We start from the raw sequence: 13,438 nt of genomic DNA on the forward strand, positions 1-13,438 counted from the left end.
CTCTCCTTCTTTCAGAACAGGCCGTGCAGGAACCAGCGCGGCGGACGCGCGACGGGCGCGTCGTAGAGCCCCTCCCGGTAGAGCCAGAAGCGCCGCCCGTCGGCGCAGTCGACGCGGTAGTAGTCGCGGGTCGCCGCCGGCTCCCGCCCGGGGCTGCGCATGTCACGCCACCATTCGGGGGCGATGCGCTCCGGTCCCTCGGCCGCAACCACGCGATGGGTGACGCGCCGCCAGCGGAACCGTCGGGGCGGCAGGTCGGGCAGACCGGCCACCGCCTCCACCGGCTCCGGTTCCGTCAGCAGCCGCGCGGGCCTGGGCGGGGTACGGGGCCAGCCCTCGGCCCGTATGCGGACGCCGGGGGCGACACGGCGCTCGGCCCGCTCGGGCAGATGGCTGTCGCCGGGACGCAGCATGGCCACGCTGCCGGCCCCCAGCCGGTTGGCGAGACGATCAGCCAGCCGGCCGAGCCCGTCCACCGGCGCGGCGCGGCGGTCCAGCCGGGGCTCGGCGGCGGCCAGCGGTTCGGTGCGCGGCGCGGCCAGGATCATGGCGTCGATGCCGAAGCCGGGATCGAGTTCGGCCAGCTTCTCTGCGAACAGCCGCTCCCAGTGCCCGGCGTCGCGCATGGCCCGGGCGCAGCCCACGGTCAGCACCGAGACCCCGCCGCCGGCGAGATAGGCCGCAAGGTCGAGACGGCGCGCGCCGCGGCGCTCCTTCGCCAGCCATTCGGCCATGCGCGCGATCAGCCGGCCGGCGGTGCGGGCGATGTCCCCGGCCGCGCCGATGGGCTCGCCGAAATCGGCGCGGACGCGAAACTCCGGACTGGGCAGCAGCGGCGAGATGGGTTCGCCCGCCCGCCCCAGCGCCCGGTCGAGGCGGCGCATGACCTCGGTTCCGAAGCGCCGGCCCAGACTTTCGCGCGGCAGGCGGTAGAGTTCGCCGATGCGGTGAAGGCCCAGGCGGCGGAGCCCTTCGACGGTCTCCGCGTCCAGGCGCAGCGCCGCCACCGGCAGGGCGGCGAGCCGCACCATGGTCCCGCCCGGCGGCGCGATGATCCCGGCCCCACCGTCCGCCGGCCTGTCACCGAAGCGGGCCAGCGCCCAGGCCGCCCCGGGCGTGTCCGCCAGGGCGAGGCGAACCGTGATCCCGGCCCCGCCGAAACGCTTCGCCATGTCGTCCAGCATCGCCGTCTCGCCGCCGAAGAGATGATCGCAGCCCGTGCTTTCCAGGATCAGCCCGTCGGAGCCATCCAGGGCCGTCCAGGGGCTGTAGCGGCCCGCCCAGCGCGCCAGCACCGCCAGCGCCTCCGCGTCCGCCGCCGGATCGGCCGGCGCGGTCCTGAGCGAGGGGGCCACGGCGCGGGCGTCGGCCAGGGTCATGCCGGGAGACAGCCCCGCCGCGACGGCGGCCGGACTCACCGCCTGCAGGCGCTGGCCGCCCCGGGCGGCATGGGTCAGCGCCAGCGGCCCGCCCGATGCCCCGGCCTCAAGCCGTTCCCTGCGATCGGTCGGCCAGTGGGGCAGCCAGATCGAAACGTAGCGTTTGCTCATCGTGGCGAAGGGTCCAGTCTGCGGCGCGGCCGCCGCGGCAGCGCCAGAGGGAGAGGTGGAGGTGAAGGGCGCGCGGCAACGGCGTCTCGCCGGCGCTTTCCGGCGGGACCAGGGGTTCGGCGCGCCAGCGGGTCAGCGCCGCGCCGGGCGCGCGGTCGCCCGCGGGACCGCGCAGGAGCAGGCCCATGGCCTCCCCCTTCTGGGCGGCGAGCTGCAGCCGGCGGGTCTCGGTCATGCCGATGGCCGGCGTTTCCGCGACCGCCGCGGCCACCGCGCCGGAGGCAAGCGCCTCTTCCATCGCCCATTGGGCGTCCCGCTCCCGTTTCGCGGTAACGAACAGCACCCGGGCCGGGTCGACGCCCCGCCCGGCGAGGCCGGGTCCGTAGAGCCGCCCCCGCTCCCGCGCGCCATCGGCCGTCTGGCACCACAGGACCGGGCGGCCTTCCGCCTCCCGCGCCAGCAGGCCGCGGACAAGGAAAAGCGCGAACTCGGTCTCCATCAGACCCGCGATCTCGTGCAGACCGACGAGCGGCAGTCCGCCCCAGGGCAGATGCCGGTCCAGCGCGGCGACGCCCGTCGGCAGCGCGGGCCGCCACGGCTCGCCCGCGGGCGCCAGGTCGGAGAGCTGCCGCTTCAGCCAGTCGAGCCGTTCACGGTCTCCAGCGTCGGTCTCCGGACGCGTCGGCCGGTCAATGTTGCGATAGCTTCCCATGCCGCCGTTCCGTTCTCATCAGCCTGTTTGTTCTATTTTTGTTCTTACCAACGAGGCGCCGCAGAGTCAATTGGAAGGGAGGGCTGCGCGGCGAGGCACTTGACGCCGCCGGACGCCCGTGCCGTCTTCCCGCCATCGCAAGGACAGGCCGCAAGACGGGGAGGCGCCAATGGACTACGAACACATTATCTACGCGGTCGAGGACGGGATTCTCACGATCACGCTCAACCGCCCCGACAAGCTCAACGCCTTCACCGAGCAGATGCGCACCGAGATCATGGACGCCCTCGACAAGGCGGACGCCGACGACGACGTGCGCGCCATCATCTTCACCGGCGCGGGCCGGGGCTATTGCGCCGGCGCCGACCTGAGCCGGGGCGGCAGCACCTTCGATTATTCCAAGCGCGGCTATGCGGAAGGCGAAGTCGTCCGCGATGGCGGCGGCGTGATGACGCTGCGCATCTACCAGTGCAAGAAGCCGGTGATCGGCGCCATCAACGGCCCGGCGGTCGGCGTCGGCTCCACCATGCAGCTGCCGATGGACATCCGCATCGCCTCCGAAAAGGCGCGTTTCGGCTTCGTCTTCGCCCAGCGCGGCGTAGTGCCGGAGGCCTGTTCGTCCTACTTTCTGCCGCGTCTGGTCGGGATCTCCCAGGCGCTGGACTGGGCCTATTCGGGCCGCGTCTTCGAGGCCGACGAGGCGCTGAAAGGCGGCCTGGTGAAGGAAGTCGTGCCCCACGACCAGCTCCTGCCCCGCGCCCGCGAGATCGCGAAGAGCTACATGGAGCGCAGCTCCGCCGTCTCGGTCGCCATGATCCGCGCCATGTTCTGGCGCCTGCTGGCCGCCGATCACCCGATGGAGGCGCACCAGATCGACAGCCGGGGCATGGTCGCCATGGGCGCCGCGGCGGACGCGCAGGAAGGCGTCAGCTCCTTCCTGGAGAAGCGCGCGCCGAACTTCACCATGAAGCCTTCGCAGGACATGCCGGACTTCTATCCGTGGTGGGAAGAGCCGGAGTTCAAGTAGGGGAAACAGCCATGCCGGGGAAGGACCGGCTGGCCGGCGTGGCGGCTCCGGGAGTGAAAGGATGACCGAATACGTTCTCCACAATCGCCGGGGTTCCGGCGGCTTCGCGGTCGAGGCGGCGCTGGCCATGGCCGGCGCGGATTTCCGGCTGGCCGACATCGATGCCCCGGTCAGCACGCCGCTGCCCGAGAGCTTCCGCGCCATCAATCCCTGGAAGCAGGTGCCCGTCCTCGACCTGCCCGACGGCACGCGGATGACGGAGACGGCGGCGATGCTGATCCATATCGCCGACGCCTTCCCCCGGGCCGGCATCGCGCCAGCGCCGGGGTCGCCCGACCGCGCGCAGTTCCTGCGCTGGACCGCGTTCCTGGCGACGAACGTCTACGAGAGCGTCCTGCGCCGCGTCTATCCGGATCGCTACACCGACGATCCGGCGGGCGTCGAAGCGGTGGCCAGCGCCGCGGTCCGGCGCGGGATGGAAGCGCTCCGGGTGGTGGAGGACGCGATCGGCCCGCACGGCGTCCTGCTGGGCGAGCGGCTGTCGGTCGCCGACGTCTATCTCGCCATGCTGCACCGATGGGTCGACAAGCGGGAAGCACTGCCCCGATGCACGGCGCTGCGCCGGCGCGTCGCTGCGGACGAGGTCGTCGGGCCGGTCTGGCGCAGGCATTTCGACTGGCAGGGGTGAAGAACCGGCCTCCTCGGGCCTGAAACCTACCCCATCGCAGCGGGTTTCGGTCCGCCCGTGGCCCAGTCGAGCAGTTCGACCGTGTGCACGACCGGGACGCCGACCGCGCCCTGAAGCTGTGTCATGCAGCCGATGTTCCCGGCAGCCACGACGTCCGGCGCAGTGCGGCGGATATGGTCGGCCTTGCGCGCCTTCAGCTTCTCCGCCAGCACCGGCTGCATCAGGTTGTAGGTGCCGGCGGAACCGCAGCAGAGATGCGGTTCCATGGGCTCGGCGACACGGAACCCCGCGGCCCTCAGCAGGTCCTTGGGCGGATCCGCGATCTGCTGACCATGGCGCAGCGAGCAGGCCGAATGATAGGTCACGGCGACGTCGGCCGGCGCGGCCGCGCCGTCGGGCAGGCCGAGTTCGGCCAGGAGTTCGGTGACGTCGACGGCGCGTTCGGAGACCCTTGCCGCACGCCCGGCCCACTCGGCATCGTTGCGCAGCATGAAGCCATAATCCTTCACCGTCGTGCCGCAGCCCGAAGCGTTGATCACGATGGCGTCCAGCCCCTCGCCTTCCGCCTCGCGGTTCCAGGCCGCGACATTGGCCTTCACCGAAGCGAGCGCCGCGTCCTCCATGCCCATGTGATGGGTCAGCGCGCCGCAGCAGCCCGCGCCCTTCGCCACCACCACCTCGCAGCCGAGCCGCGTCAGCAGGCGGATCGTCGCCTCGTTGATGGCCGGGTTCAGCACCTGCTGGGCGCAGCCGGCGAGCAGGGCCACGCGCTTCCGCCGCTCCCCCGCCGCCCGATGGACCTGGGGCCGGTCGACGCCGGAGGGCATCGGCAGCGAGGCAGGCGCCAGCGCCAGCATCGCCTTCAGCCGCCCCGGCATCATCCGCGCAAAAGGCCGGCCGGCCATGGCGCCGATCAGCGCCAGGCGGAACCGCTTCGGATGGGGCAACAGCCAGGCCAGCAGCCGCCGCAGCGCCCGGTCGGTCAGGGGCCGCCGGTGGTGTTCTTCGATATACGCCCGCGCGTGATCGACCAGGTGCATGTAGTGCACGCTCGCCGGACAGGTCGTCATGCACGACAGGCACGACAGGCAGCGGTCGATATGGGTGACCACCTGCGGCTCCGGCGCGCCGCCGCGCTCCAGCATGTCGCGGATCAGATAGATGCGCCCGCGCGGGCTGTCCCGCTCGTCGCCCAGCAGCACGTAGGTCGGGCAGGTTGCGGTGCAGAAGCCGCAATGGACGCAGGAGCGCAGCACCTCGTTGGAGCGCTCGTAGGCCGGATCCGCAAGCTGGGCGAGAGAGAAGTTCGTCTGCATCAGACGCCCTCCACCATGCGGCCGGGATTGAGCACGCCCTTCGGGTCGAAGCCCTCCTTGATACGGCGAGAGAGAGCGGCGACCGGCGTTGCTTCCGGCTCGAAGACAGGCACGCGGCGGCGCACGCCGTCCGGGGCGCGCATCAGCGTGGCATGGCCGCCGTTCAGCCCCTGCCGCACCGCCGCCGCATGGGCGTCATCGCCGGGCGCGACGGCGAGCCAGACCAGCCCGCCCGCCCAGTCGAGATAGCCGTCCCCGCCCGTCTCGGCCATTGCGCGATCCAGCCAGGCACCGCCGTCGGTCGCCGGCAGGGAGACCCGCCAGAGGGCCCTGTCGCGGCCCAGCAGCGGCTGCACGTCCCGGATCTCGGTCCAGAATTCGCCCGAGCGATGGCCATGCAGTTCCTCGACCCCGCCGCGCCCGGCGAACATCGCCTTCAGCGCCCCGGCGCGGTGTTCGACCGACGGGCCCGGTCCCTCGACGCGGATCGCGGTCACCGAGGTCCCGGCCCCGGCGACGTAGTCCACGGTCGATTCCATGGCGATCGCGGCCGGCAGGTGGCAGAGGCCGGTCACCTCGTGCGGCGCGCCGGCGGCCTCCGCCATCGCCGCCGCCGCCTCCGTCGCGCCGAGGCCGAAGACCAGCACGGTCCAGGTCTTTTCCGGCGCCGGCAGCACCTTGAAGGTGACTTCCGAGAGCGCGGCCAGCGTGCCGAAGCTGCCGCAGACCAGCTTGGAGAGATCGTAGCCGGTGACGTTCTTCACCACGCGGCCGCCGGACTTGAAGATCTCGGCGCGGCCGGAGACGCCGCGGAAGCCCAGCAGGTGATCGCGCGCCGCACCCGCCCGGAAGCGCCGCGGCCCGGCGAGATTGCAGGCGAAGACGCCGCCGATCGTGCCGCCGGCCTGCGCGTGGCCATAGATCCGGCCAAGATGGGGCGGCTCGAAGGCCAGCATCTGCCGCTTCGCCGCCAGCGCCGCCTCGATCTCGTCCAGCGGGGTCCCCGCGCCGGCGCTCATCACCAGTTCCTCGGGCTCGTAGAGGCGGATGCCCGAGAGCGCCGACAGCTCCAGCCGCCGGTCCGCTGCGGCGGGCCGGCCGAAGCCGCGCTTGGTGCCCTGCCCCGCCACTTCCAGCGGCGCACCCCCGGCCACCGCCTCGGCGACGCACTCGCGCAGATGCTCCTCGTTCAGAGGCTTCATGTCATCACGCATCAGGATTTCCTTGACGCATCCCGGCCCTGAGCCGGGACCCATGCCTGAGCATCTCCGTTGACGCAGCAAGGGCGGAAAGGCTCTGGCGTGGGCTCCGGATCGGCGCTGCGCGCCGTCCAGGACGCGGGAGAATCAGAGTCAGAACCATCAGAAGCGAGGCAGGTCGGGGAACGGCATCCTGCCGCCATGAATGTGCATGCGGCCGAGCTCGGCGCAGCGGTGCAGCGTCGGGAACACCTTGCCGGGATTGAGCAGGCCGTCCGGGTCGAAGGCGCATTTCAGCCGCTGCTGCTGGTTGAGGTCGACCTCGGTGAACATCGTCCCCATCAGGTCGCGCTTCTCGACGCCGACGCCGTGCTCGCCGGTCAGGACGCCGCCCACCTCGACGCAGAGCCTCAGGATGTCGGCGCCGAAGTCCTCGGCCCGCTCCAGCTCGCCCGGTTCGTTGGCGTCGTAGAGGATTAGCGGATGCAGGTTGCCGTCGCCGGCGTGAAAGACGTTGGCGACGCGCAGGCCGTATTTCCCGCTCATCTCCGCCATCCGGGCCAGCACGTGGGGCAGCCGGGCGCGCGGGATCGTGCCGTCCATGCAGTAATAGTCCGGCGAAATCCGCCCCACCGCGGGGAAGGCCGCCTTGCGTCCGGCCCAGAAGTTCAGCCGCTCGGTCTCCGAGGCGCTGACCCGGAGCGAGACCGCCCCGCGCTTCTCGCAGAGGCCGCGCACGATCTCCGTCAGGTGATCGACCTCGACCGCCGGTCCGTCGAGCTCGATGATCAGCAGGGCCTCCGCATCCAGCGGATAGCCGGGATGGCAGAAGGCCTCGGCAGCGTGTATGGCGGGACGGTCCATCATCTCCATGCCGGCCGGTATGATGCCGGCGCCGATGATGTCGGCGACGCAGGCGCCGCCCGCCTCGACGCTGTCGAAGCCGACCAGCAGGCCGCGCGCCACCTCGGGCCGGCGCAGGATGCGGACGGTGACCTCGGTGACCACGCCCAGCAGACCCTCCGAGCCGGTCAGCACGCCGATCAGGTCATAGCCCGGCTGGTCCAGGTGCCGCCCGCCCAGGCGGATCACCTCGCCGTCCATCAGCACGACCTCCAGACCCAGGATATTGTTCGTCGTCAGGCCGTATTTCAGGCAGTGCACGCCGCCCGAATTCTCGGCGACATTGCCGCCGATGGAGCAGGCGATCTGGCTGGACGGGTCCGGCGCGTAGTAGAAGCCCTCCCCCTCCACCGCCTGGCTGATGGCCAGATTGGTCACGCCGGGCTGCACCACGGCGGCGCGGTTCGGATAGTCGATCTCCAGCACGCGGTTGAGCTTGGCCAGCCCCAGCAGCACGCCGTCGGCCAGCGGCAGGGCGCCGCCCGACAGCGAGGTGCCGGCGCCGCGGGGTACCACCTTGACCCCGGCGGCCTTGCAGAGCTTGAGCATGCGGCTGACCTCGGCGGTCGTCTCCGGCAGCACGGCGATCATCGGCGGCTGGCGGTAGGCGGTCAGCCCGTCGCATTCGAAGGCGCGCAGCGCCGCCTCGTCGACGACGACGCTGTCGGACGGCAGGAATTCGCGGAATCGGGCGACCAGTTCGCTGCGCTGACCCAGCGCTGCCCTGTCGGGTTCCGGCATCTGCATGGTTCGGGCTCCCTTGCTGCGGGGCCATCCTACAACAGGCCGTGGCCCCCGAGGCAACGCTCCAGGTCATCGGGACCCCGGAAGTGATGGACGCGGAAACCCAGCGCCTCGGCGGCGGCGATGTTGGCCGCCGAATCGTCGACGAACAGCGTCCGCCCCGGCTCGAGTCCGCAGGCCCGGACGGCATGATGGAAGATCGCCGGATCGGGCTTGATCAGCTTCACCTCGCCGGAGACGACGATATGGCCGAAATGGCCGAGAAAGCCGAAGCGCTCCAGCGCCAGGGGAAAGGTTTCCGCCGACCAGTTGGTCAGCGCGTGCAGGCGGACGCCATTGGCCTTCAGCCGCTCCAGCAGCGCCACCGAGCCCTCGATGGCGCCGGGCAGCATCTCCGGCCAGCGGGTCCGGAAGGCTTCGATCTCATCGGCGTACCAGGGATGCGCGGCGGCAAGCGAAGCGACATTGTCCCGGAAGCGCTCGCCGGCGTCGTGGCGCGCGTTCCAGGCCGGCGTGCAGACGGTCGAGAGGAAATACTCCATCTCCCGCGGGCGTCCGGCGAAAAGGCGGCGGTAGAGATGGCGCGGATCCCAGGCGATCAGGACATTGCCCAGATCGAACAGGACGGTGTCGACGGCATCGGCGGCGGCCATGGGGCCGCAATCGCCGGCGGGCGTCAGCCCTGGCGGGCCTTCATGCGCGGATTGCGCTTGTTGATCACATAGATCCGGCCCTTGCGGCGGATCATGCGGCAGTTGCGGTCGCGCGACTTGGCGGACTTCAGCGAGCTCAGAACCTTCATCGTCTCTCTCCGTGGGGCGCCCGGCCATGGGGCAGCCGTCGCGAATGTTCGGAAGTCGCGCTTTCTAGTGGGCTGGCCGGGGGCTGTCAACCGCAGGGCGGCTGCCGCGGCGCGGCTTTCGCGCCGCGGCTCGGAAACCCCCTTGCAGGGGCCGCGCGGCATCGCTATAGAACCGCTCTCGCCCCGCCGGCCCCGGCCGCGCCGGGGGCGACCCTTGGGGGCGCGTAGCTCAGTGGGAGAGCACTACGTTGACATCGTAGGGGTCGCTGGTTCAATCCCAGCCGCGCCCACCATTTATCCCATTGATATAACTGAAAAAAATATCAATGCGCTTCGCCGCGCCCCGATCTCAGACTCGTTGTGTCAGCACCATGTCAGCAGCGGTGCGGATTTCGCGACCCTGCGGAGCCTTTCCCGCCAGTCCGAAACCTTTTTTGTCACCGTTAATGGAAAGAGCCCGACCCCACTGCTCCCCGGCGACGGCTCAAAGTCTTCCGGGGGAGCCCCCCCTGCATCCGCTGGCGTCGGAACGCGATCGGATCATCCGCGGCGGGGGTGCGGTCCCTGCGCCGCCCGCCAGGCCTGCCAGCGCGCCCGCTGAGCGGCGGCGATGCGTGCGCGTCCTTCCGGTGTCCGCGGTCCGGTGGCCAGCCCCCCGTGCAGGCGGCAGCGGCGTTTGCCGGGCACCGCCTTCGCCCGGCAGGGCCGTCCCTGACGCGTCCGGGCGCCACAGGTCGGTCTTTCGGCCCTCAGCGTCCTCGGCGGTCGCGGCGGCGTGTCGCCCGTCAGCCCAAGGCGCAGGCCGGCCAGCAACCGGTCGAGATCGTCCACCGCCCAACGCGTCACCATTCAAACCGCCTCTCGCGCCCATGCATGCCCCGGTTGCGTTTGCCGGGTACTATGCACACACCCTGATCCGGGATTCCGTGCAATGATACCACTTCACGCAACCAAGAATAATCAGGAGGGGAATATGGGATCAACGGGCGGAACACTACAACGCGGGCTGCTCGGGGCAGGGCGAGCGGTCGTCATCGGTATCCTGCTGCTGACGGGCGCCTGCGCCTCGATCGTCGAGGGCAGCTCCCAGACCGTGACCGTAACGACGGACCCGTCGGGCGCCATCTGCGAACTGACGCGCGACGGCGAGGTGGTCGGCGTCGTCAATCCGACCCCCGGCAGCCTGGTCCTAGGCAAGAGCAAGGACAACGTATCGGTCATCTGCGAAAAGGAAGGTTACCAGAATGCCGCCGGGTCGCTGCCCTCGGAGTTCAAGGGAATGACCTTCGGCAACATCATCTTCGGTGGCATTATCGGCGTTGCAGTCGACGCCGGCACGGGCGCGATGAACGAGTATCCGAGCCAGGTCGTCGTCCGCATGACGCCCGAGGAATTTCCGTCCGCCGCCGCGCGTGACCGGCACTTCGACCGCCTCGCCGAGATTGTCCGCAAGGAAGCCGAAGTCGCGACGGGCAAGATCGAACGCGAATGCGACAAGTCGCAGGACGACGGCGCCACATGCCGAGAGGCGATCGAGGCAATACGGAAACAGCGTGACACCCGTCTTGGTGAACTGGAACTGGAACGCGTCCAGGCGCGCCTCGCCGGCGCCTGACGGCAGCCGGTACTGAAAAAGCGCACGGCCGCTGGCGACCGCATCGGGAACAAGACCCCATGACGCGCGCACCCGCGCGCGCATTGGCATGCAAAAAACACTACGACCGCGCATGGGGGGCAACGCCGGTGTGCGCGGCTGAGCGGACATTCCCGAGGCAGAGAGAGTTCTTATCCTGTCGTCGGCGACCTGAAACCCCATGTCGCGCGCGCGTATTGCGTCGGAAATGTAAGGTTTTGTTAAGCAGGCCATCCACGGCCTTGCACCGATCTTTACCCTAGCCGACAGCATCGACCATACCATCCGCGTCTTCGATCCAGACAATGACCTCAGAAACGTGCGGCCCAAACCGATGCCTCCGAGAAAGGGCGCAGCGGAGGGAGAGATGACGCGCATCATCTTCGCCGCTCTGAGACAGCACGAGCGCATGACAGCCCCCGAGCTAGCCGTGCACACCATGGCAGCGCACGGCATGAACACCAGCGATCAGGGGATGCGAAAGACCGTCACCAAGCGGGTAATGTCCATCCTGCGGCACCACATAGGGCGCGGCATACTCAGGTCAGAGCATGGGCCGGAGGGGTTACTTGTGTGGAGCGTTGTCTGACCGAAGCTCTAGCAATACAAAGGCGGCAAATGCCCTTCTGTCTGACGCCGGCACTTTCTCAAATCGATCCACAACATCAGCCACACTCTCAATGTCTTGCTCAACAGCAGATTTATAGAATTTGGCGAACGGGTCATAATCCGCACCATGTCTCTTTGCCTGCATATCTTGAAATAGATTCGCAAAATCTATAACGTCATCTGGAAATTCTTTCATAATCTTTTGATTATTGCATCGATCCTTAGCCCTGCCATGGCCTAGGGAGCGATATGTCTGCTGCCAAGCTGGTTTACTGCGCTTGGCGCTTCCACCGCCAATCATCAAATCGGCACAGCATCGCGCAAGACAATGAAAGAGCGCGTAATACGCAGTGCTGGTCGCACGACGTAGGTGCGCCTGTCTCGGCTTTCCCCGATTGGCATTCGCTAGGTCGCGCGCAACCCTAATGAGGTCATGCGGCTTCAGGGTTCTTATTCCCCAGATCAGCCTTTGAAATGAACGACACCATGGGGAACAGATAGTTCCGTTCGTCGCCCTGCTCTTCCAATCGATTGCGCATCAAACGAAGGAAGCTGGCTGTCTTCCGAGCGTCAAGGCTCCTGTGCTTTCCATCAAATACGACCTTGACGTTCAAGATCGGTTCGCCGTCCCTATCAACGTCATCTCTGATGTTGATCGATAGAATCTCCAGATTCTCGAACTGCTCTTCGAGGGTCGCACGGATCGCTCTACGGAGATTATTTTCGCCCATGTCCGCCTCCCCTATCTGATTCCCGTTGGAAAGAACCTTATGCGTCTAGACGCTAATATGGAATCCCTTGACATCTTGTAAAACTCAATTTTACAAACCGAATCGGCTGCCGCAAATGGCAGTGCGAATTTTTTGCTGCAAAATCAGACACATATTTGGGTGAGTCCGATATGTCGCAGGCTTCACAATTATTTGCAGTGCAGCATTATCGGTCATTTCCACGCTGCCAGTAGCCCTTCCACGTCCGGCTGACCGGAGCGCTCGCAGCGGCAGGCAGCCCTCAGGACAAACAGCATGCCGTTGTCGCAGCGGCGATGATCTTCCCGCCAAGCCCAGCCGCCGAAGTACGGGCCATCAACCCCGGCTGCTTCCGATCCCAGCTCTCGCTACATTCATGTCGACGCAGGGGCTGCGCGCGCCTGAAAACGGCTCTGCAAGCGCCTGCCGCCGGCCTTCGCATTGCCACTGAAACTCTAGGCCACGCCCACCCGAAATGTTTTCAATTGAGTTCAGGTTTCTTCGGGTGCCGCACACCCGGCCGCCCCCTTCCCTAGTGGATAGAATCAGTCAGATGGAACCCGCGGTCGGGGTTCTACGGCCTGGTTTTCCCCGCTCGGCACGGACTCTTCCTTCCGAATTTCACCACTAGGCTCAGTGCTGTTTGTGAGGATCGCCCCGCGCCCCGCCGATGATTTGTTCGACGTCATCGCGCAAGCGCGCAACCTCGCCATTCCGTCCTGGCATTGCTTGGTCGGGAAGGAAGGGCACGCCAGCGAAGATGCTAAACAGTCGGTCCCCGATTCCCTGCTTCATGATCTCTACGAAGCTGGCAAGGAGACCTAACCGGCTCCTATGCATGTTCAGGAAGCGCTTCGTTGTTGGCTCGATATTGAGGTAATTGGCCAAGGCGCTCGCCGCGAACGCCGCGTGACCGCTGGTCTCGACAATCTTCGGAACCAACCGGCGAACACCGGCGACCATTAGCGCCGTGTATCCGATGGCGAACTGCCACCAGTTGGCTGCGATCCAGAAAAGATACTGCCCCCCAGGAAATTCGGGTTCAATTGCAGCAACCCACGTATGCAGCTGGGCGAGCAACTGGCTCGGCGGCGGGTCGATGCTCTGTATGAATCCCCACGCGATCCCAATGCCGAGAAATACCTTCAGCAAGAACCACGCGAATGACATCAAATACATGCCAAGCGTCGCCACCACCAAGCCTATCGCTAATAGTCCAGCGCCCATTACGCCCTCCTGAATGAGCATCAATCAAAATTTCCGCTCCAATTGGTCCCTCTTTTGTATCTAAAGTCCATCGCTGGCGCGCGCTGAACCGCGCTAGTGGATTGAACCCGACAGTGGAGTCCCGATGGGGATTCCCCTTGTCGGCTTTGCGTGCGAGCCTGCGGCATGCGCACGGGTATCAGCTTCGAAGTTTCTCCGGATGACCGCTCTCGTCTTGAGGCGCTCGTCCGGGATCGGAACGCCCCTCAGAACCATGTCTGGCGAGCCCGGATCGTCCTC

14 protein-coding genes, 1 tRNA gene and 1 pseudogene are annotated in these 13,438 nt (G+C 67.7%); 6 read left to right on the forward strand and 10 right to left on the reverse strand.

What is annotated here, in order from left to right; all coding sequences use genetic code 11:
* Positions 1 to 11 precede the first annotated feature (11 nt).
* Positions 12 to 1,550, reverse strand: coding sequence for a Y-family DNA polymerase (locus CWC60_RS16455; RefSeq protein ID WP_109795019.1), 1,539 nt, complete (start codon positions 1,548 to 1,550; stop codon positions 12 to 14).
* Entirely contained in the window at positions 1,486 to 2,262 is a 777-nt protein-coding gene (locus tag CWC60_RS16460) for an ImuA family protein (RefSeq protein ID WP_109795020.1), read from the reverse strand. The genes CWC60_RS16455 and CWC60_RS16460 overlap by 65 nt, the downstream gene beginning before the upstream one ends.
* 169 nt (positions 2,263 to 2,431) lie before the next feature.
* On the opposite strand from CWC60_RS16460, the gene CWC60_RS16465 reads away from it, so the two are divergent.
* Together CWC60_RS16465 and CWC60_RS16470 are read left to right on the forward strand one after the other, a co-directional pair.
* Positions 2,432 to 3,289: a crotonase/enoyl-CoA hydratase family protein gene (locus CWC60_RS16465; RefSeq protein ID WP_109795021.1), complete on the forward strand. Its 858-nt coding sequence runs from the start codon at positions 2,432 to 2,434 to the stop codon at positions 3,287 to 3,289.
* A gap of 61 nt (positions 3,290 to 3,350) precedes the next feature.
* Positions 3,351 to 3,977, forward strand: a complete 627-nt coding sequence (locus tag CWC60_RS16470; RefSeq protein ID WP_109795022.1) for a glutathione S-transferase family protein — start codon at positions 3,351 to 3,353, stop codon at positions 3,975 to 3,977.
* 26 nt (positions 3,978 to 4,003) lie between these two features.
* Here CWC60_RS16470 and glcF read toward each other — a convergent pair whose 3' ends face one another.
* The 5 genes from glcF to ykgO form a co-directional block, all read right to left on the reverse strand.
* Complete coding sequence (gene glcF, locus CWC60_RS16475) at positions 4,004 to 5,293, reverse strand: glycolate oxidase subunit GlcF (RefSeq protein ID WP_109795023.1); 1,290 nt, start codon at positions 5,291 to 5,293, stop codon at positions 4,004 to 4,006.
* The gene (glcE, locus tag CWC60_RS16480; RefSeq protein ID WP_109795040.1) at positions 5,293 to 6,507 is read right to left on the reverse strand and encodes a glycolate oxidase subunit GlcE; all 1,215 of its coding nucleotides are present in this window, start codon (positions 6,505 to 6,507) and stop codon (positions 5,293 to 5,295) included. Before glcE ends, glcF begins: the two co-directional genes overlap by 1 nt.
* A gap of 147 nt (positions 6,508 to 6,654) precedes the next feature.
* Positions 6,655 to 8,142, reverse strand: a complete 1,488-nt coding sequence (locus tag CWC60_RS16485; protein ID WP_109795024.1) for an FAD-linked oxidase C-terminal domain-containing protein — start codon at positions 8,140 to 8,142, stop codon at positions 6,655 to 6,657.
* Between the two features lie 29 nt (positions 8,143 to 8,171).
* A complete protein-coding gene (locus tag CWC60_RS16490; protein ID WP_109795025.1) occupies positions 8,172 to 8,792 on the reverse strand; it encodes an HAD family hydrolase in 621 nt (206 codons plus the stop codon).
* Positions 8,793 to 8,815: 23 nt separating this feature from the next.
* Positions 8,816 to 8,941, reverse strand: a complete 126-nt coding sequence (ykgO, locus tag CWC60_RS16495) for a type B 50S ribosomal protein L36 (protein WP_109795026.1) — start codon at positions 8,939 to 8,941, stop codon at positions 8,816 to 8,818.
* A 218-nt stretch (positions 8,942 to 9,159) separates the two neighbouring features.
* Here ykgO and CWC60_RS16500 point away from each other — a divergent pair.
* A tRNA-Val gene (locus CWC60_RS16500) sits at positions 9,160 to 9,234 on the forward strand.
* A 247-nt stretch (positions 9,235 to 9,481) separates the two neighbouring features.
* On the opposite strand, the gene CWC60_RS16505 is transcribed toward CWC60_RS16500, so the two are convergent.
* Entirely contained in the window at positions 9,482 to 9,790 is a 309-nt protein-coding gene (locus CWC60_RS16505) for an HGGxSTG domain-containing protein (protein WP_109795027.1), read from the reverse strand.
* 124 nt (positions 9,791 to 9,914) lie between these two features.
* Here CWC60_RS16505 and CWC60_RS16510 point away from each other — a divergent pair, with 124 nt between their 5' ends.
* Both CWC60_RS16510 and CWC60_RS16515 read left to right on the forward strand, forming a co-directional pair.
* The gene (locus tag CWC60_RS16510; protein WP_109795028.1) at positions 9,915 to 10,556 is read left to right on the forward strand and encodes a hypothetical protein; all 642 of its coding nucleotides are present in this window, start codon (positions 9,915 to 9,917) and stop codon (positions 10,554 to 10,556) included.
* 385 nt (positions 10,557 to 10,941) lie between these two features.
* Complete coding sequence (locus CWC60_RS16515) at positions 10,942 to 11,163, forward strand: hypothetical protein (protein WP_109796381.1); 222 nt, start codon at positions 10,942 to 10,944, stop codon at positions 11,161 to 11,163.
* Positions 11,164 to 11,614: 451 nt separating this feature from the next.
* Here CWC60_RS16515 and CWC60_RS16520 read toward each other — a convergent pair whose 3' ends face one another.
* Positions 11,615 to 11,914, reverse strand: coding sequence for a hypothetical protein (locus CWC60_RS16520; RefSeq protein WP_109795030.1), 300 nt, complete (start codon positions 11,912 to 11,914; stop codon positions 11,615 to 11,617).
* A gap of 651 nt (positions 11,915 to 12,565) precedes the next feature.
* The gene (locus CWC60_RS16525) at positions 12,566 to 13,180 is read right to left on the reverse strand and encodes a hypothetical protein (RefSeq protein WP_109795031.1); all 615 of its coding nucleotides are present in this window, start codon (positions 13,178 to 13,180) and stop codon (positions 12,566 to 12,568) included.
* 144 nt (positions 13,181 to 13,324) lie between these two features.
* Here CWC60_RS16525 and CWC60_RS16530 point away from each other — a divergent pair.
* Positions 13,325 to 13,438 (forward strand): annotated as a pseudogene (locus CWC60_RS16530) (IS630 family transposase); the annotation flags it as partial.

The sequence above is a fragment of the Minwuia thermotolerans genome, assembly GCF_002924445.1.
Classification (GTDB): Bacteria; Pseudomonadota; Alphaproteobacteria; order Minwuiales; family Minwuiaceae; genus Minwuia; species Minwuia thermotolerans.